Raw genomic sequence first — 18,588 nt, forward strand, 5'->3', positions numbered from 1 at the left:
CCAGATTTAGTTATAACTCGGGGTTTGACAAGTACATCAAGGAAAAAGGCTATACCGATGTGAAGTCACTGGTGGCATTCTCCGGTGAAATTACCTTAAAGGAGTTTGCGGACAAAAAATTCACCGAAGTGAATATGAATAACGGCATCAAGGAAACCGAGCTACCGGAAAAATTTAATACCGCAGACTATCAAGTGCTGTTGGTGGCGGAGAAATACCAGACTGGTTTTGATCAGCCTTTGCTGCACAGTATGTATGTCGATAAACGCTTGGCCGGGATTCAGGCGGTACAGACTTTGAGCCGGCTCAACCGCACGACGCGTGGTAAAAGCGACACCTTTGTGCTGGATTTTGTGAATGAGCCGGAAGATATCTATAAGGCTTTCAAACCCTATTATGAAGTGACGCCGAAAGGCGAAGATACCGATCCGCAACAACTGAACACGCTGGCGCATAGCCTGATCGAATGGAAAGTGTTTACCAAGGATGAGGTGAATGCTTGGTGTGAAATTTGGTTTAAGAATCGGATGAATCCCACCGGCGGCGAACACAAAAAATTGAATGGTTTGCTGGATTTGGCGGTAGAACGGTTTAAACAGCTGTCGGAAGAAGATGGGTTGTTTTTTAAAGGCCAGTTGGCAACCTTCCGCAATTTATATATGTTTGTTTCCCAGATCATCCCGTATCAGGATTCGGATCATGAAAAGCTGTACAGCTATCTGCGCTTTTTGCTGAATAAATTGCCGCGCAACACCGATACCGGCACGGTTCAAGTCGATGATGATGTTGAATTGAAATATTACCGGTTACAGAAAATCAGTGAAGGCGCTATCGATCTTAAAGTAGGAGAAACCGAGCCATTGTATGGTCAGACGGCTGTTGGCACTGGTCAGCCGGATGAGGACGTTCAGTTATCCACTTTGGTGGATAAGCTGAATGAACGTTTTGGTACTGAATTTACGCCTGCCGACCAACTGTTTTTTGATCAAGTGAGAGAGACCGCCGCAGCCAATGAGCAATTGCGGCAGGCGGTGATGGCCAACACCATTGATAATTTTGCACCGGTGTTTAATAAGCAGTTAGAAAACTTGTTCGTTGAACGCATGGACGGTAACGAAGATATTTTTGTCCGGCTGATGAACGACGAGGCGTTTCGTAATATCGCATCCGGCTATCTGATGCGCGCGGTTTATAGCCAGGTGCGGGCAGGGGCAATAGATTCGAATCTCTGATTATTACCCGGCCCTTAAATATCGTCGCTCCCGCGAAGGCGGGAGCCCAGTGGCTATATTGGATTCGCTGCGCGGTCTAACGGCTCCCGCCTTCGCGGGAATGACTACTCCAGGGAATTTAAGGGCCGGGTCAATAACAGGATGCTTCAAATGAAAGCCTCAAGCATTTCAACTTTATCTCGGCGTACCTCCTGGGGCATAAGCGGAATACCAAATCCAGGCTGCCTGGATAGTTCGAAGCTTGCAGTCCATGGCGCTGGGTGCCCACTCTTGTGTCCTCAATGGACATGTCATTTTTCAGCAGGATGTATCTGACATTGCTCCGGTTTGCCGTCCTTATACACTGCCGAAATGCCACCCGGTCCAGTGGTGCCGGTGATTAGCAGATAGGCTTGGCCGTCGATACACACCTTGTGTAAGCGCCAGGTTTGAATCTGGCCTTGAATATTGATGTGCTCCAGGCTTATCTCTTCAAGCGGCAACGATCTCGCCTCCGGAGGCGGCAGGGCATTGGCGGTGGCTGCTGCAATGCTTAGCAATAAACCGAAAATAAACGGCTGCATATTTTTCTCCTGTTTGTTTTTAGGGGCCCGCACCGCGTCAGAGCAATCGTATCAATGTTACTCGGTGCAGCTAAAGCTTTCGAAATTATCGTTGGAGTAGGGTAATTCAGGCGCTAGGGACTATTGCTGGCGGCAGCAGGTATTTTTCCACAGATTTAAGGGCGCGGCAGTCTTACAGTGACTACGCCGGCGGATCACAGGGATTGGTAATAGGACTCATAGTCGTTCGTTGCCGGTCGGAGAGAAATAGGCGTTACTTTCTGGCTCTGGGCAGAAAATGGACCTTTCTGGTCACGAGCAATAGCCAGTTGAATCGTCCTGCCTTAATGATTGGTTTCAAGGCTGAGCGGTTCGACTCGCGGTTTGGAGCTGCCTTTTTACAGGTGGGAATTTTTCGATATTTCAAAGGAGTTAGTCAAATGAACGCTCAATCAGATCAAAGTTTCAGAGTTCTGAATGCTGAAGAACTGCAAAATGTATCCGGCGGTTGGTGCGGAACCACGTACCCCGGTTTCTGGAAAGGGCCAAAACCCGGTCCGCTGCCTGACCTGTTTAATAGCGCGGTCAGCAGGCTATCCACGGTAAGCCTGAATCCGCAACCGTTACCACCCGCTGAAATCGGCTTCTTCATAAAGTAAGAGGTTCTGATCAGAAAAGCCGGCTAAGTGCCGGCTTTTTACGTTGTGGCAAGCAAATAAATAAACGTCTTCTTGGCATCGCTGAAGTAGCATTCTAGGCAAAAAAAAACCATGCCGTCGGCGAGATGATCGCCAACGGCATGGCAGGTAGGAGGGAAGGGAGCGCGGGATGATTTATGCGGCGGCTTTTCGACGTTTACCCAAACCCATTACCCCCAGCATGCCGCTTAGAAATAGCCAGGTGGCGCCGGGCAGCGGTACCGCGGAAACACCGGATACCGAGAAGGCTTGGTTAAAGGTGGTGCCGCCAACGATGTCGGTGCCAATTCTCAGCCAATCCGGGTCCAGGTTTTCGTCGCGTATCCAGGATTGCAGGTCAGGGGTGAACGGGCCGCTGCCGCCGACTATCGGTTTGGCTGCGGACAACCAGAGGAAGTTACCGTTTTTCAATTCTACCTGCGGCACGAAAAAGTAATGGTCGGCCGCCAGTGAGATGGCGTCGTTAAAATTAATGTCGAATCTGACCTCCTGCCCGGAAACTGCGCCTTCACCGCCGGTGTTTTGATCGGGCAGTGGATGGATGCCGTTAATTACCGAGTTGGCGGCCGAGGCGTTACCACTTAATAGCGTGACGCTGTAACTCAGCGAGTTGCTGGCCGATTCGCGGCCCAAAAAAGCGACGTCCGAGGGTGAGTTGACGCGGGTAGGGACGCGGCCTGATGGCGGATTGACCGAATCTTTTCCGAATACCCTATAGATTTCCACATTGACGTTGGCGATGTCGCCAAGTGTGGCGCCGTTAGCCAGTAAACCGGTGAACGTGGCTTGGTTTAGCTGGGTATGTTGCGTCAATACGAAATCGTCGGCCGATTCTATTTCCTTGCTGGTGCCGCCGGCTTGTGCGCCGGTGGCGATTCTGTAATCCGAATCGCCGGTGCTGAACGAGAAGGCTGCGGCGTCAGCGTTGGCTGCGAATAGTGTGGAAATAGCCAGAATAGGGATTAATTTGGTTTGCATGGGGATACTCCTAAAATGATTAAAGTGCTGAGAACTCGTCTCGGATAAAGAAACTGCTGATAGCTTCTGTCTCTAACAATGCGAGTAGCGTGCCAAAAGTGTTTTTTATAAATAATGTTTAAAATTCAGAGTGTTATGCTTGTTTGTGACATGATTGTTCTGGCGAGAGGGTGCGACGAAAGTTGCGGAAAAACTGTTTGCTGCGGATGTGAGGCCAGGTAATCTGCGACAGGGAACAGCTGTCAGGGTTGTGAATACGGCAACTTTTGTCGCAGGGCAGTGGCAATGGAGTTAATGCCGTAAACCAACAATCTGCGTTTATCCAAGCAAAGGTATGGATTGAAGCTGTTTCCCATCCATTGTCGTCGCAGCGAAATTTAGGCGTATCGCCATTTCAATCGAGGATAGAATGAAGACCGGATTCGTAAACCAAGCTTCGACACCAGTAAATATGACGCAGAAAAGTATTCCTGGGCTTTTTTTAGCGGTATGCATGGGTATAGCCTTATCGGTTGCCGCGCAGGCGCAAACGCCGGAACCGCTGGCACCGTTGCCGCTCACAGTGGACTTGGATGCTCCGCGCGTGGTGTTGGGGCAGCGCTTATTCCACGACCCCAAACTCTCCGATCAAGGCCGGCGCTCTTGCGCCAGTTGTCATCCGCTAGACAGCGGCGGCATGGACGGCAAAGTCCGCGCCGAATCCGCCGACGGCATTTCGCTGCTGCGCAATACCCCCAGCTTGTTCAATGTCTCCTTCAACTACTTTTTCAATTGGGACGGTGTAGTGACTACGCTGGAAGCACATACCGAAAAAGTCATGCTTAATCCGAAAATCATGAACGCCAAATGGCCGGAATTGATCGAGCGTCTGCGTGCGATGCCGGATTATGTCGATGCGTTTAACCGAATCTATCCGGACGGATTGACGAAAGCCGACGTGGTCGATGCCTTGAGTCATTTCGAACGCAGTTTGATCACGCCCAATGCCCGCTTCGACCGTTTTCTGCGCGGCGAAACAAACGTACTCGATAGCGACGAGCAAGAAGGTTATCGAGTATTCAATGCCCTGGGTTGCGTGGCCTGCCATCAGGGTGTCAATCTGGGCGGCAATTTATTTCAGAAATTCGGCATATTCGGCGCACCGCAAGGCGGGCAGGGCGCGGTGGACGAAGGGCGTTACAGCGTGACCGGCAACGACAGAGACCGGGGCGTGTTTCGGGTGCCGAGTTTACGCAACGTCGCCGTCACCGCCCCGTATTTTCACGACGGTCGCGCGGCTAATCTGGAAGCGGCAGTGGATACGATGGCCGAGCATCAATTAGGCAAACGGCTGGCGGCGAAACAGCGCGATGCTATCGTCAAATTTCTGCGGACATTGACCGGGGAATATGCCGGGAAGGCTTTGGCCGTCAAGAACGCACCCAATCCATGACCGCTATTTCCTGGCAGCCCAGGCTGATCGTCGCCGGTCTGTTGCTGACCTTGACCTATCTCTGGCTACAAAGCGCCAGCCCGGAACTGGAAAGGCGTAACCGCCTGCAAACTACGCTGCGCATCATCGAATTGCGCGATGCCGAATTGATGCGTGATATTTTGCTGGCCCGTGCCGGTCTGCTCGCTAACTATGATTCACTAACCAAGGCCGGCCAGGAACTGCTGCGCTTATCGCAGAGTTTGCAAACCGAATTGCAACCGGCAAATGCTGAAGCCGAAAAACTAATGGCTAATTTAGCGGACCAGCTAACCGTGACTGTCCAGGATAGCTTGGTGCAAATCGAGTACCTCAAATCGGACAATGCCTTGCTGCGCAATTCGGTGATGTCCTTCGACGAGATCGGCAACACCTTGCGGACCGCCGCGAAGCCCGCCGATACCGCCAAGCTGGGCAATTTATGGCGCTTGATGTTCAGTTTCACGGACAGCCCGCGGCCGGAATTGGCCAACGAAATCCAGCTGGAGCTTGATGGGCTGGCCGGACTTGCTTCGCTGTCCGATGACTATCGGCTGCTGATTGCCCACGGCCGGCTGATCGTAGAAGTCTCGCCCAAAGTGGATACACTATTGCGGCAGACCATCGCCCAGCCTATAGTCAGCCGGGTCGATGATTTGCAACAGGCCTTGCGCCACTACGGCGACAGCGTAGAGCAACAAGCCGAAGTCTATCGTCTGGCGCTATACCTGGTCGCCGTAGTCCTGCTGGCGTATTTGCTGTATCAATTCGCGCTGCTCAGGGCCAACACGCTGGCTTTGCGCCGGGCGCACGCCAACTTGCAAGAAGAAACCAACGAACGCGTGCAAGCTGAATCCTGGTTGCGGGAAAGCGAAGCCCGGCTGCGCGCCATCACCGACTCGGCGCATGAAGCGATTATCTCCGTGGACATGCAAGGCAACATCGTGTCCTGGAACCAGGGGGCGCAACTGATGTTCGGGTATACGGCAGACCTGATCTTGGGGCAGCCATACCAGCAGTTGCTGGCTAAGCCGTCGCCAGACTTTTTCAAACAAATCTGGGAAGAAAGGGAGATAAATCGACTTAATAGCCCGATGCTGGATTCGATAGCTTTAAGGCAGGACAGCAGCCAGTTTCCGGTCGAATTGTCGCTATCCAGTTGGACGCGCGGGACCGAACGCTATCTGACCGCGATCATCCGCGACATCAGCGCGCGTAAACACTTGGAAGAGGTTGCCCGTCAGCAAGAATTGCAGTTAATTCAGGCCAACAAAATGACGGCCCTAGGTACCTTGGTATCCGGTGTTGCTCATGAAATCAACAACCCCAATCAACTGATTTTGTTCAACTCCGGCTTACTCGCCGATATTTGGAGCGATGCGCTGGAGATTTTGGAGGAGCATTATCAAGTGACCGGTGAATTCTCGCTGGGCGGCTTGCCTTACACCGAAATGCGCAATAGTGCGGCGGTGCTGATCCATGATCTGAAGGATGGCGCCAAGCGCATCGAACGCATCGTCGCCGAGTTGAAAAATTATGCCCGCCCGCCAAGTGCGGGGGCTCAGGTTTGTTTTGCTATCAATGAGGTGGTGGAACAGGCGGTGCGCTTATTGAAGCATTTGATAGACCAAAAAACCCTGAGTTTCCAAACCGATTTGGCCGATGCATTGCCCTTGTTGCGCGGCGATCCTCAGCAGGTGGAGCAGGTGTTGGTCAATCTTCTGATCAATGCCTTGGATGCACTTCCTGACTCGCAAAAGTCTGTCAGTGTGACCACCAAGTTGCTGGATGACGGCCGGCAGGTCTCTCTGGAAGTCCGCGACGAAGGCATCGGCATAGCCGCCGAACACATCGAGCAACTGTGCGACCCGTTCTTTACCACAAAACAGGCCAATGGTGGCACCGGGCTGGGTTTGGCGATCAGCGCGTCCTTGCTGCGCGCCCAGGGCGGCCGCTTAAGTTTTTCATCCTCGCCGGGTCAAGGCACCTGCGCCCGTGTCATTTTTCCGGTAAATCCGGTGCCAGCTATGGAAGCGAATCATGCAATGTAAAGATCTGGGCAACCTGCCTATCCTGCTGGTGGACGACGAAGCGCAATTGTTGCACAGCGCCAGTCTGGTATTGCGTAGCGCCGGGTTTGCCGAGGTGCTGAGCCTGGACGACAGCCGGGCGGTGCTAGCTTTGTTGGCTAGCCGGTCCATCGGCGTGATAGTGCTGGATCTAACCATGCCGCATCTATCCGGCCGGGAATTGTTAGAACAGATTGCCGCCGAGTATCCGGAAATTCCGGTGATCGTGATGACCGCCACCAACGATTTGCAGATAGCGGTGCAGTGCATGCGTAGCGGCGCGAGCGATTATTTACTAAAGCCGGTGGAGCAAAACTGTCTGGTGGCGGCGGTGCGACGGGCGGTGGAGGCCAGAGTGTTGCGCGCGGAGTTTTTGGCGCTCAAAGATAGACTGTTAACCAACAGCCCGCACGAACCGGGCGGATTCGCCGACATCGTCACTCAAAGTCCGGCCATGTTTGCGATATTTTGCTACATCGAAGCTATCGCCGCTTCCCCGCAACCGGTGTTGATTACCGGCGAAACCGGGGCCGGCAAAGAATTGATCGCTCGGGCCTTGCATCGAGTGTCCGGCCGGTCGGGCGACTTGGTGGCGGTCAATGTCGCCGGCCTGGACGATACGCTATTTTCCGATACGCTGTTCGGCCATGCCAAGGGCTCATTCACCGGCGCCGAACGGGCCCGTGACGGTTTGATCGCCAACACCGGCGAGGGCACGCTGTTTCTCGATGAAATCGGCGACCTCAGCATCGCCTCGCAAGTAAAACTGTTGCGTTTGTTGCAGGATGGCTCGTTCTACCCAATAGGCGCGGACCGGCCCCGGCAAAGTAGGGCACGGATCATCGTGGCGACCCATTGCGATGTCAGGCGGCAGGTCGAGCTTGGCGCTTTTCGCAAGGATTTATATTTTCGGTTGCGGACCCATCACATCCAATTGCCGCCGCTACGCGAACGCCGGGAAGATCTGCCGCAACTGACGCTGCATTTCGTGGAAAAAGCCGCCGACAGCCTCGGAAAGCCCGCGCCCAGCGTGCCGCCGGCGCTGTTTCAGTGGTTGCACAATTACGCGTTCCCCGGCAATATCCGCGAGCTGGAAGGCATGGCATTCGATGCGGTCGCCCGTAGTCAGGGCGCGGTGTTATCTTTGCAGAGCTTCAAGGAGGCCATTGCCGATGAGATGCCGACGCATAGCGATGGCAATCTGATGAATGGGATGCCGGTCTGGTCCGGCAACTTTCCGGAACGTTTGCCGACTTTGAAGGAAGCCGAAGAAGCGCTGATCGCCGAAGCTTTGCAGCGTGCCCAAGGCAATCAAGGTGTCGCGGCCGGTTTGCTGGGGATTAGCCGGCAGGCTTTAAACAAGCGGCTGATCCGCCGAGACGCGGAAAACTTCTGAATCCATAATCTTTGCGTCTTGAATTGCGATAGATACTGCCGGACGCCAGATAGAATCTTATAAAACCAAGCTCAGGAGAGCCGTTCATGGCTTTAATATCATTACGACAACTTTTGGATTATGCGGCGGAACACAGCTTTGCCGTGCCGGCTTTCAACATCAGCAACATGGAGCAAGTACAGGCCATTATGCAGGCAGCCGATGCCTGCGACAGCCCGGTGATCATGCAAGGCTCGGCCGGGGCCAATCGCTACGCTGGCGAGGTGTTTCTGCGGCATTTGATATTGGCGGCTGTCGAGCAATATCCGCATATTCCGGTGGTGATGCACCGAGACCACGCGCCATCGCCCGACATCTGTGCCCAGGCCATTCAATCCGGCTTTAGCTCGGTGATGATGGATGGCTCTTTGCTTGAGGACATGAAAACCCCGGCTTCTTTTGACTACAACGTCGAGGTGACCCGCCGTGTTGTGAACATGGCGCATGCTTGTGGCGTGTCGGTGGAAGGCGAAATCGGTTGCCTGGGCTCCTTGGAAAATCAGCAGGATTCGGATCACAGTCGCTTGCTGACCGATCCTGACGAGGCGGTGGAGTTTGTCAAACAAACTCAAATCGATGCATTGGCGGTGGCCATCGGCACCAGCCATGGCGCGTATAAATTCAGCAAACCGCCTACCGGCGAAGTGTTGGTGATCAGCCGCTTAAAAACCTTGCAACAGCGTCTGCCGAATATGCATTTTGTCATGCACGGCTCCAGTTCGGTGCCGCAAGACTGGCTGCAAGTCATCAACGAATACGGTGGCAATATTGCAGAAACCTATGGCGTGCCGGTTGCGGAAATCGTGGAAGGCATTAAATACGGCGTTCGCAAGGTCAATATCGATACCGACTTGCGCATGGCGTCCACTGGCGCGATTCGCCGCTTTGTCGCCCAGCCGGAAAATGCTGCGGAGTTGGACGCGCGCAAGATTTATCAGGCCGCCAGAGACGCCATGCAGACGCTTTGCCAGGCGCGTTACGAAGCATTCGGTTCGGTTGGGCATGCCGGTAAAATTAAAGCCAAACCGTTAAGCGAAATGGCGAAACGCTATAAGTGAGCTACTCATGGGCTGCTCGGATCATCCGCAATTTGCGGGAAATCCGCGCACTGCCTTCCTCATTCCCGACGACCGGTCGCAGACACACAGTCGCGATAGGATCCAAGATATTGCCGGGACATTTCCAAGCTACACCGGTCGGTGGCCTCAGTTTTTATACTTGGTTGAACAAAAGTGTTGAGGTTCAGGCTAATGAAAACCTTTTCAGGTCAAACCACGTCATGCCGGATATTTGCGGATCGCTGCAATAAGAGGCTACCAACCGCCTAAGGAATTTGAATTAAACCGCCAAGAACAGCGAGATAGATCGCGGGGTATCCAAGCATGCAGACCGTATTGGCAAGGCAATTAAGATGAAAAAATTATTTATCTTAAAAGTGTTACAATCGGACCTTGTTTAGGTTTGTCTGAAAGTGTGCTGTTTAATTTGTCTGTGATGCCGGGAGCAGCCTACGGCATGATCTTCAGGAGGTAACATGAGAATTTTAGCTATGGTTTTAATTGCATCGCTTGGATGGTCGATGACAGCCTGTAGTAAGGCGAATCAGATCAATGCCCGGAGTTTGCAGTCTGCTCAGAAGTCGGTTTTTTACATTAAAGAGCATTTACCGCTGGAAGAACGTATACCGTTTGAGGTGGCTTATTGGCTGTTGCGCGATCAAATCAAGAACAATGATGAATTTTTGCAAGTCATCAATGGTAAAACATCGAAAGAGCTGGTTGGTTTGGGGAAAGACAATTTCGCTAAACGCAAAGCATCGGGCGATACGGAATATGCCCAGTATGAAAACTGGGAGCAGATGATTTCTAAATCCGTGCAACAACATAGCGCTCAAGATAACGGTGACAGTGCCGATCCGCGCGATAAGAAAGGCTATCCGAGGGTCGACTATAAAATGCACGCGATGTAATTTATCCGCCTTCGCCGAACTGAAGTTTAGGTACTTTAGCTACCGGACCCCTCCTTTATACCCATGCAACCAGTGAAGTCAGTCTAGGTATCTTGCAAGTCAAGCAAAGGCTTGATTAGAGGGAGTGTGTTTCCAAAGACTACCCGCATAAGGCTCCGATAACCTGAAGTTATTAACGAATGGATAAGCCGGGACTGTTGGTATGAAAAATAAAAAATAATTCACACGTTCGTAGCGTTTTGTTATCCTCGCAAAGAATCAGGTTGTAGTTAAGCCTGGAGCTTATGCCGATCAGGCTGGACAGAAAAAGATCAGAGGATTTATATGAAGAATGCCTTGCAATTATTAACAGGATTGTTAGTGGTTGGTGACGTGAGTTTGGTTTTTGCCGAATCATCAGTTCATTCGCCAGCTGTCGGAACGGAATCACTAAAAACGGGCGGGCAAAATATTGAGAAACTTCCTGATATCGAGGTGGCTGAAAGCGTTGAGAAAGCCGCGACCTTTTCCGGCTCGACGGCCGTAATCGATAAGCAAACCCTGGAGCGCGACCAAGTGTTTACCGTCAACGAAGCCTTGCGCAAGGCGCCCGGCGTGTTTGTCCGCGACGAAGAAGGTTTCGGCATTCGTCCCAATATCGGCATACGCGGCCAGAATCCGTTCCGCTCCACCAAGGTGTTGTTTCTGGAAGACGGCCTGCCGTTCAACTTCGCGCCTTATGGTGACAACGACATTTACTATCATCCGCCGATCGAGCGCTACGACGGTATTGAAATTTATAAAGGTGCGGATCTGACCCAGTTCGGCCCCCAAACTCTAAGTGGTGCGGTGAATTACCTGACACCGAAAGTGCCGACCAAACCTGGAGGTTTTGCCAGTTTTACCGGCGGCAATCGCGACTATTTGAACGGTCACGTTCGCTATGGCGGCATGTTCAATGACATTCCCGGCGTCGACAGCACCGGTGGCACCATCGACTACATCCACAAGGAAGGCGACGGCGCCCGCGACAACACTTTCGCCAAACTCGATGATGTTAATTTAAAAAGCATCGTCGATATAAACGCCAAGCACCGCTTGACCTTGCGCGGCGACTTTTATCAGGAAGATTCGCAATCCACCTTCGGTTTGACCGAGGCCGAGTACCGTCACTTCGGCTCGCGCTACAACCCGTTCAAAAACGACCGTTTTACTACTAACCGCTGGGCGGCGTCGGCGACGCACGAATACAGTTTCAATACCGATGCAACGCTGGAAACCAGTTTTTATTGGTCCGGATTTCACCGCGATTGGTGGCGGCAGGAAAATCAGCAGCCGACTGACGTCGTGGGCTGCGGCACGGCGTTTCGTAGCGCGCGGATGAACGGCGAGGCCGTTAACGTCGATACCGATTGCCCGTGGGTGCGGGGCCGTTTGCGCGACTACGAAACCTGGGGCGTGGCGCCGACCTTGCATGCCAAGCACGATTTATTCGGCATCGAAAGCCGGTTGGACGCGGGTTTTCGCGCCCATATGGAGACTCAATACCGGCGCACCGAGGAAGGCACTTCGGGTACTGCCCGTAGCGGCACGCGCAGCGAATTTCAGGAGCGCTTCGCCGAGGCCTATTCCGGTTTCGTGCAGAACAAATTCATCTGGCGCAACTGGACCGCGACGCCCGGCGTGCGGGTCGAGTCGGTCGGTTACGAGCGCTTGAACAAGTTGAATGGCGCCCGAGGCGGTTCGTCGGTGACAGAGCCCTTGCCGTCGTTTGCGATGACCTATTCGCCCATTGACGAAGCGACGCTGTTTTTCGGCGTACACAGAGGATTTGCGCCGCAACGGGTTGAGGATACTATCGGTGCCGACGGCAACAGCGTGGAAATCGGCGCCGAGAAAAGCTGGAATTTCGAGTTTGGCGTCCGCGGTCGTCCGCTGCTCGGCGTCAAAAGCGAGTTGGCCTTGTTCCATAACGATTTTCAGGTGCTCACCGCGCTGGGTACGGTAGGCGGCAACGATTCCCCGGTTGCCCAGGGTTCGGCCTTGTTCGAAGGTGTGGAGTTTTTCAATCGTGTCGATCTGGGCGATGTGTTTGGCTGGAGTCACAATCCTTATCTGCAAATTGCGTATACCTGGCTGCCGACCGCCGAATCGACATCACCGTTCCGCTGCATGTTGCGCTCCAACGGTACCCCGCAGCCGGAAAGCAGTTGCCCGAGCGGCAATGTGTACGGTTCGGCGGCCGGAAAGCGCTTGCCGTATGCACCGGAAAACCTGCTGACCGCTACGCTCGGGTATGCGCATCCCAACGGCTTCGATGCGCATTTCGAAACGGTGTTCGTCGATCAACAATTCGGCGACTTCATGAATCTGCAAAGCGGTGCCGAACACCCCAACGGTGCCAGCAGCGTGGAAGCCCTGTCCGGCCAATACGGCAAAGTCAACGAATACATCGTGGTCAATTTCGCTACTTCTTACAAAGTACAAAAAGACCTGACCTTGCAGATCTCGCTGAAAAACATGTTGGATAACGATTATCTGGTAGACCGGGTGCGCGGTATGTTGCCGGGCTCGCCAAGGCTGGTGCAGGCCGGTATTAAATATGAATTTTGAGAGAATTATTAACGGGGCATGCGGTAGAAAAATTGTAAGAAATTTTATTTTAATTTCATAATAGTGCTAAAATTGCTTTGCCTTCCAAGCAATAAAAGTAGGGTTTGATAAATTCTGAATATGTTTTTGCGACCGGATTCTATGAAGGCTTTTTTCGTGTATGAAGCTTAATGGCGCAATAGGTGCCCCAGGAGGAAGCGCTGTGAATCTCTTTTAAACAAAGTGCGTTTCTAAAACTTATTGCGCCTTTTTTGGGAATTGCCAAACCAAATTGAAAATCAAGTTTTTGAGAGTTTTATCGAGTATTTAGCGGCTTTTTTTTCGATGAAGATTTAGACCTTACCGTTTATTTTTTGAATAACTTCGACATTTTTTAAAACGAAGTTCTCGGATAAACAAGGCAGATTAGCTACTGCCAAACCCAAGTATAGAGAATGCCGTTGCCCAACAAGGCATAGTGGAAATGCAAAATAGATATAAAGGACTTAGGAATTTAGCCGGCTAATTGGGTGAGAAAGTCCGTCAGGCCCCCACCGCTTGAGTTTCTATTGCTTCGGCAAACTTGGAAGTGGCTTGGCGCTTTTGTGTTTTTACGCTGGCAGATACGTCAAGATTTTTTGAATACATACCAAATTCCAGTCACATTTTATGACTTAGCTTAGAGGATAGCCATGAATAGCAAGGCAAGATATTTTCAAATACTCGGTTTGGCGGCATTCTTGCTGCCGCTCTATGTCAACGCTCACCCTTTACACGGGGCGACCGGCGACGTCGGTTTTCTGAGCGGCATAATCCATCCGCTAGAAAGTTTCGATCATGTTTTAACGATGCTGGCGATGGGGTTATGGTTGTCCCGATCCGCTAAACAAACCATTTATTTCATGCCTTGGGTTTTTGTGGCTTTGATGCTAATCGGTAGCAGCCTGATTTTCATGCCTGTTGAAATCGTTCATGCCGAGAACATTATGAATTTATCGGTATTGCTGTTGGGTTTGATGCTGGCGTTTAGATTTAAGGCTTCATTGCTTATAGAAGCGCTTATCGTCGGTAATGTCATGGTGTTTCATGGTTATGTGCATGCCTATGACATATGGTTGGATGTGGATGCCTTTGCTTATACCGTTGGTTTCTCCGTGGCGACTGTGATGCTGATGGCGACCGGAATTGCCGCAAACCAGCTGTTCAATCGGCTCGAAGACAAATATTCGCTCGCAGGGCGGACTATCTAACGCCGTTTTAATGCGGCGACATTCTCAAATTGTGGTTTATAGGGGAGGTCCCAATTAAATAATTCACGTTAAAAGGAGTACAAAATATCCTGAAATAAAACGCTACATTAAATACAGCCGTTGTTTACCTACAAAAAAATTATTCATCGAAGAGATTTAGATATGACATTAAAAAAAATATTTATTGCATTTATCATGATTTTTGCAATGCTGGGTTTATCCGGTTCATCCTTTGCAAAGGAAGCCAAGAAAGATGTGCCTGAGATATTGAAAGAAGTGGATGCCAAAGTTCAACTAGCCTTGAATGCTATTCCTTCCGGCAATTCGCAAGAAATTGCCACACTGATTAAGGATATTTCCGAAAATGCCAGCGAGCTTAGCGCCAACTACAAATTTGAATTTGAGCGTGACAAGGTGGTGCTGAGGTTGAAAAAAGCGAGAGACTTAGCAAAAAAGTCTGATTTTGCAGGCACAGAACAAGAGCTCAAAGAAGTCCGCGAAGCATTTGCCAAATTGACAAATTACCTGTAACGGAAAATAAGGACAAGCATACAACCATGGGCTTGTTCCCTGGTTGTATGGTCATCGCACTTCAAATTTCGGTTTTTTGATTTCCTCTACCCAACCCTCTATCGGAGGGTGCGGATGTGCCGAAACTTGAAGTAGGGAAGTATATATTCTCTCTATTCCCCTCTAGTTAGGCCACAAGGCACGAATGATTCAGCTGTTTACAGCTAATTGCCGCTGCCAAACGCCTGATTCGCGAATGGATTAAAGCCGGGTTGCGTCACCACATTAAAACCAAACTCGGTGCCCTGATGGCAAGCATTGCAGGCCGCAGTGAGTGCTTTGTAATTTTCGATAAACTTCTGCAAGTTTTTGTCCTTGATAGCTTGTTCGAGTCCCGCTAGTGGTCTATCCATATGTTGAGCAATCAATTCCGGGATCGGCTGTTTAATCTGCTTGTGGGTAGGATGATACTTGCCGGCATCTGCAAAGCCCTCGCGTAACTCATCGACTTCATATGCTGCAAGGTCCCAGTTTCGCGCCTGCCCGGCAAACCAAAGTTTGCTGTGACGAACCGCAGTTTGCGCCATGATTTCACCGAGTCCGGGCGTGAAATATGCACTTTGTTGATGCTCGTGTTCATGGTGATGTAGATCGGCGCAGGCAAATAATAAACTCGTTGAGCCAATGAGCATGGTGGCGGCCAAGCGTGATAAGTTCATGATGGAATCCTCAATCGATGGTCTTGGGTTAAATTTGGGTAAGTTTTGGCCGAGCGGGCATACGGTGCGACAGCGCGCCGGAGTGGAATAAAACCTCTATTAGTTGGACTCGCTCTGTCGGGCTTTCTTGGATTTACTCAGGCGTTGTAGCGGTTGGTTTTGAGTTCAGCAGGCGTGGCAGGAAGTACGCCAAACCTGCTACCAATAAGCCGATAACGATAAAAAATATCCACAGAGGCTTCTCGCTGGCAGGTTGTTCGACAGCCAAAGCGACCGTCAGCGGGATATGCAAGGCGCTGATTTCCGGATCGATATTCAAATCGGTGTCTTTGACCTGCAATACCGCCTGATATTTGCCGGCAGATTTGAAATCCACGCTGACCGAAACCACCCCTTGCTTGGCGACCGCCATCGGCAGTTCGGCAAGCGTTTGGCCGTCTTCGCGGAGGATTTTCAGCGCCACCTGTTTTTTGCGTACATCTCTATCCAGCAAGTCCAGGGTTATCTGGGTTTTACCCACCAACGGGATGTCGATGCATTCCGCGGTCGGCAGAGTTTTCATATCCTTGGTTTGGCTGAGATCGGATTGATAGGCCGCGAAGTTGACGACGTAATAATCGTTGCTTTGCATGCAGCCGTACATGTCAAACGCGCCGCCCACGCCTTTTCGATTTCCGCCCAGCGGCACCGAAGCGTCGGCTTGCCAGGTAAAACCCAACATCAATAGCGCCACTAGACAGATTTTCAAAGTAGTCATGGTTTTGCCTCGGTGCTTGCGGTGTTGTCTGTGACGGTAAATTTCAGTACACCGCTGACGATTAGCCCATCCTCGGTGACGACCCGGTAACGAATCGCATGCGGGCCGGGCTGTAAGGCTTGGGTGCTGGCCGTTAAGCGATGGCGTTCGCCCAATACCAATCGGGTATCGGCATTGTCGACGCGTTTACCTTGACCATCGACTACCACCACGGATGGCGAGCGTTCGCTGACATTGCCGCTAAACCAGAGTTTGATATTGCCATCGAAGTTCGCTACCTCGGTATTGTCTTTGGGCTCGGATTTGAGCAATACGCCTTCCGCATGGCATGCCAGACTGAAGCCAATTAACGCCAGTGCGGCGACCAGGGTATTCGTTGTCTTGTTGTTCATAAATTCCAGTAGGACTTTTCAGAATAAATCCGAAATAAATAGCACGATGGGATCAGATAGCGGATGGAAGAAACCTAGCGTGATCAAGCCTAGTGCGACGATAAAAACCTTAGTCCAAGTATTTAGCGATAAATTTTGTTTTCGCCAAAGCAAATGGAACAGCAGCCAGCTGCCAAACCAGACAGTTAAGGCCAAGGTTTCTTTGCCGGTGTAGGAACCGATACTCCCGTCCGGACCGCTGCCCTGCGAGCCAGGTATCCAGTAGCCGAAGCTGTGTACCATTTTGTCCAGTCCGGGGGATAACCGGGAAATATGGTGGCTAACCATCAGCGTGAAAAAGGCCAGCAACACCGATAAGCTGGCTGCCACGGCAGGACCTGTATAGGGTGGTTGTTCCGAGGTTGGCTGGTCGTGTTGATCAAGTTCCATCGTAAGCTCCCCTAAACGAAACGCAATTTGGCCAGGATCAGACCGACCACGAATCCGAGCATCAAAAAACTCCAGGACACCAGGATGGTAATGCCGACAAATTTACATAAATCCCGGCGGATTTGTATCGGCAGGCCGTAGTAATAGAGTAATACGGTGGCGGATAGCATTAACGGAAACGGAAATAGCGAGATGAATTCCTTAAATTCCATCAACACGTTATGAAACAGCGGTCTATGAGCCAAGATCCAGTCGCGCGGCCCATCTTGGCCCCGGTAGCGCATGTAGATCCAATTGCCGCTGATCGCGCCGGCCAGATTCAGCAGGGTGGCGGCCAACAACCAGCGGCGTAACGACTCCAAATTGACTTTCATACCTTTAATCAACGGGAAAGCTCTATGCGTTAAAAAGGTGCCGACCACTACCGCCAGAATGGCAGTTACGCCGTGGACGCCGGCTTTTAAGCTGTAGGCGGACGGAAACCAAAAATCCGTCACCACAAGCGTGAGCAACAGCAAGAGTGCTATCAAAACCTGGCTGCGTATCAGAATCTTGCTGAAGTTATCGTGCGTATACTGCCCGGCGGACATGAAATGCCTCTGTCAAAAGTGGGCCGGAAAACCGGCGGAATGTTACCTGTTGCTGGAATCAATTCGCCTTGGCGGAGACTGTCGAGACAGGCGTTGCGCTATAATCCGGCATTTTTTAATAACAATAACGAGGAGCATACTGTGGAACGCTTCACCATCTCACTCAGCGACGAACTTGCCGCGCAATTCGACCAATGGATAGCCGCGCGCGGTTATTCGAACCGTTCAGAGGCTGTGCGCGATTTATTACGCAAGGAAATCGAAACCAAGCGTCTGGTTCAGGATCAAGCCATCTACAGTATTGCCACCTTGTCTTATGTCTACAATCATCACGAGCGCAATCTGGCGGAACGTCTGACCAATCATCAGCACGAAGCTCATGATCTGGTGGTTTCGTCGATGCATGTGCATCTGGATCACGATGACTGCCTGGAAACTTTGTTCCTACGCGGCTTGACTGCGCAAATTCGGTCCCTCGCCGATAAAATGTCTGCCGAAACCGGCGTGCGGCACAGCTCGCTGAATCTAATTCCGGTCAAAATTGCCGCCCTGCAACATTCCCATCACGGTCACTCTTCTCACGCGCACTTTCATACGCACAGTTAAAAATCGACTAGCCCACTGACATTCTTTCAACTAAGCAAGACGTCGCAGAACCTAGGATTAAGAATGTTTTTTTTATTTTCATACAAAATCAGCCTCAATGTCTAGTTCCGTTTTCTGGTCGACTCGATTCAAGGGGGATTTCATAAGTGTTTCTATTAAAGCCGTGGACAATTCGATGGGGTTGTTGACGGCAAAAGCGTGTGGGAGCAAGCCCCGGTAAAGCTTGCGTTAAGCCGACGTTCTGGCTGGATAAACGCTTCATGGACAATTTCCAAGCCGCGGCGAGTAACTAAAATTAAGCTCGAAATTTTTAATTTCATATTTTTGCGGTATCATCGCACCCCTCTTCACCTTGCACTATGACTTGGGCTGATGTTACTGGGGCTGAATA

General features: G+C 51.4%; 18 protein-coding genes. 11 read left to right on the forward strand and 7 right to left on the reverse strand.

The features are described 5' to 3' along the window. On the forward strand, window positions 1–1,232 hold a 1,232-nt coding region (locus A1332_RS25600), incomplete at its 5' end, for a type I restriction endonuclease subunit R (RefSeq protein ID WP_197491402.1). A gap of 290 nt (window positions 1,233–1,522) precedes the next feature. Here A1332_RS25600 and A1332_RS05610 read toward each other — a convergent pair. Next, window positions 1,523–1,795, reverse strand: a complete 273-nt coding sequence (locus A1332_RS05610; protein ID WP_064007580.1) for a hypothetical protein — start codon at window positions 1,793–1,795, stop codon at window positions 1,523–1,525. Window positions 1,796–2,103: 308 nt separating this feature from the next. Between A1332_RS05610 and A1332_RS05615 the strand changes: the two genes are divergently transcribed. After that, a complete protein-coding gene (locus tag A1332_RS05615) occupies window positions 2,104–2,433 on the forward strand; it encodes a bacteriocin (protein ID WP_157203949.1) in 330 nt (109 codons plus the stop codon). Window positions 2,434–2,607: 174 nt separating this feature from the next. Here A1332_RS05615 and A1332_RS05620 read toward each other — a convergent pair whose 3' ends face one another. Next, window positions 2,608–3,450, reverse strand: a complete 843-nt coding sequence (locus A1332_RS05620; RefSeq protein WP_064007582.1) for a hypothetical protein — start codon at window positions 3,448–3,450, stop codon at window positions 2,608–2,610. Between the two features lie 451 nt (window positions 3,451–3,901). Between A1332_RS05620 and A1332_RS05625 the strand changes: the two genes are divergently transcribed. The 8 genes from A1332_RS05625 to A1332_RS05660 all read left to right on the forward strand — a co-directional run bounded on the left by A1332_RS05625 (window position 3,902) and on the right by A1332_RS05660 (window position 14,725). Further along, window positions 3,902–4,882, forward strand: a complete 981-nt coding sequence (locus A1332_RS05625; protein ID WP_064007583.1) for a cytochrome-c peroxidase — start codon at window positions 3,902–3,904, stop codon at window positions 4,880–4,882. Then, the gene (locus tag A1332_RS05630; RefSeq protein WP_064007584.1) at window positions 4,879–6,951 is read left to right on the forward strand and encodes a DAHL domain-containing protein; all 2,073 of its coding nucleotides are present in this window, start codon (window positions 4,879–4,881) and stop codon (window positions 6,949–6,951) included. The genes A1332_RS05625 and A1332_RS05630 overlap by 4 nt, the downstream gene beginning before the upstream one ends. Continuing rightward, complete coding sequence (locus tag A1332_RS05635) at window positions 6,941–8,365, forward strand: sigma-54-dependent transcriptional regulator (RefSeq protein ID WP_064007585.1); 1,425 nt, start codon at window positions 6,941–6,943, stop codon at window positions 8,363–8,365. The genes A1332_RS05630 and A1332_RS05635 overlap by 11 nt, the downstream gene beginning before the upstream one ends. Window positions 8,366–8,451: 86 nt before the next feature. Further along, the gene (fba, locus tag A1332_RS05640; RefSeq protein ID WP_064007586.1) at window positions 8,452–9,462 is read left to right on the forward strand and encodes a class II fructose-bisphosphate aldolase; all 1,011 of its coding nucleotides are present in this window, start codon (window positions 8,452–8,454) and stop codon (window positions 9,460–9,462) included. Window positions 9,463–9,938: 476 nt separating this feature from the next. Continuing rightward, entirely contained in the window at window positions 9,939–10,373 is a 435-nt protein-coding gene (locus A1332_RS05645) for a hypothetical protein (RefSeq protein ID WP_064007587.1), read from the forward strand. A 474-nt stretch (window positions 10,374–10,847) separates the two neighbouring features. Beyond that, the gene (locus tag A1332_RS05650) at window positions 10,848–12,965 is read left to right on the forward strand and encodes a TonB-dependent receptor family protein (RefSeq protein ID WP_231890218.1); all 2,118 of its coding nucleotides are present in this window, start codon (window positions 10,848–10,850) and stop codon (window positions 12,963–12,965) included. A gap of 671 nt (window positions 12,966–13,636) precedes the next feature. Further along, on the forward strand, window positions 13,637–14,194 hold the full coding sequence (locus A1332_RS05655) for a HupE/UreJ family protein (RefSeq protein ID WP_064007589.1): 558 nt from the start codon (window positions 13,637–13,639) through the stop codon (window positions 14,192–14,194). 162 nt (window positions 14,195–14,356) lie between these two features. Then, window positions 14,357–14,725, forward strand: coding sequence for a hypothetical protein (locus A1332_RS05660; protein ID WP_020485222.1), 369 nt, complete (start codon window positions 14,357–14,359; stop codon window positions 14,723–14,725). 203 nt (window positions 14,726–14,928) lie between these two features. Here the strand turns inward: A1332_RS05660 and A1332_RS05665 are convergent, their stop codons facing one another. The 5 genes from A1332_RS05665 to A1332_RS05685 form a co-directional block, all read right to left on the reverse strand. Next, window positions 14,929–15,423 carry a hypothetical protein gene (locus tag A1332_RS05665; RefSeq protein WP_064007590.1) on the reverse strand — a complete coding sequence of 165 codons (495 nt, stop codon included), beginning with the start codon at window positions 15,421–15,423 and terminating at the stop codon, window positions 14,929–14,931. A gap of 133 nt (window positions 15,424–15,556) precedes the next feature. Continuing rightward, window positions 15,557–16,180, reverse strand: coding sequence for a hypothetical protein (locus tag A1332_RS05670; RefSeq protein ID WP_064007591.1), 624 nt, complete (start codon window positions 16,178–16,180; stop codon window positions 15,557–15,559). Continuing rightward, window positions 16,177–16,572, reverse strand: a complete 396-nt coding sequence (locus A1332_RS05675) for a copper resistance CopC family protein (RefSeq protein ID WP_020485225.1) — start codon at window positions 16,570–16,572, stop codon at window positions 16,177–16,179. Before A1332_RS05675 ends, A1332_RS05670 begins: the two co-directional genes overlap by 4 nt. An 18-nt stretch (window positions 16,573–16,590) precedes the next feature. Then, a complete protein-coding gene (locus tag A1332_RS05680; protein WP_064007592.1) occupies window positions 16,591–17,001 on the reverse strand; it encodes a hypothetical protein in 411 nt (136 codons plus the stop codon). An 11-nt stretch (window positions 17,002–17,012) separates the two neighbouring features. Continuing rightward, on the reverse strand, window positions 17,013–17,591 hold the full coding sequence (locus A1332_RS05685) for a hypothetical protein (RefSeq protein ID WP_064007593.1): 579 nt from the start codon (window positions 17,589–17,591) through the stop codon (window positions 17,013–17,015). A 3-nt stretch (window positions 17,592–17,594) separates the two neighbouring features. On the opposite strand from A1332_RS05685, the gene nikR reads away from it, so the two are divergent. Then, complete coding sequence (gene nikR / locus A1332_RS05690; protein WP_197491403.1) at window positions 17,595–18,197, forward strand: nickel-responsive transcriptional regulator NikR; 603 nt, start codon at window positions 17,595–17,597, stop codon at window positions 18,195–18,197. The last annotated feature ends 391 nt before the right edge of the window (window positions 18,198–18,588 follow it).

Origin of the sequence: Methylomonas methanica, from assembly GCF_001644035.1 — a bacterium.
Taxonomy (GTDB): Bacteria; Pseudomonadota; Gammaproteobacteria; order Methylococcales; family Methylomonadaceae; genus Methylomonas; species Methylomonas methanica_A.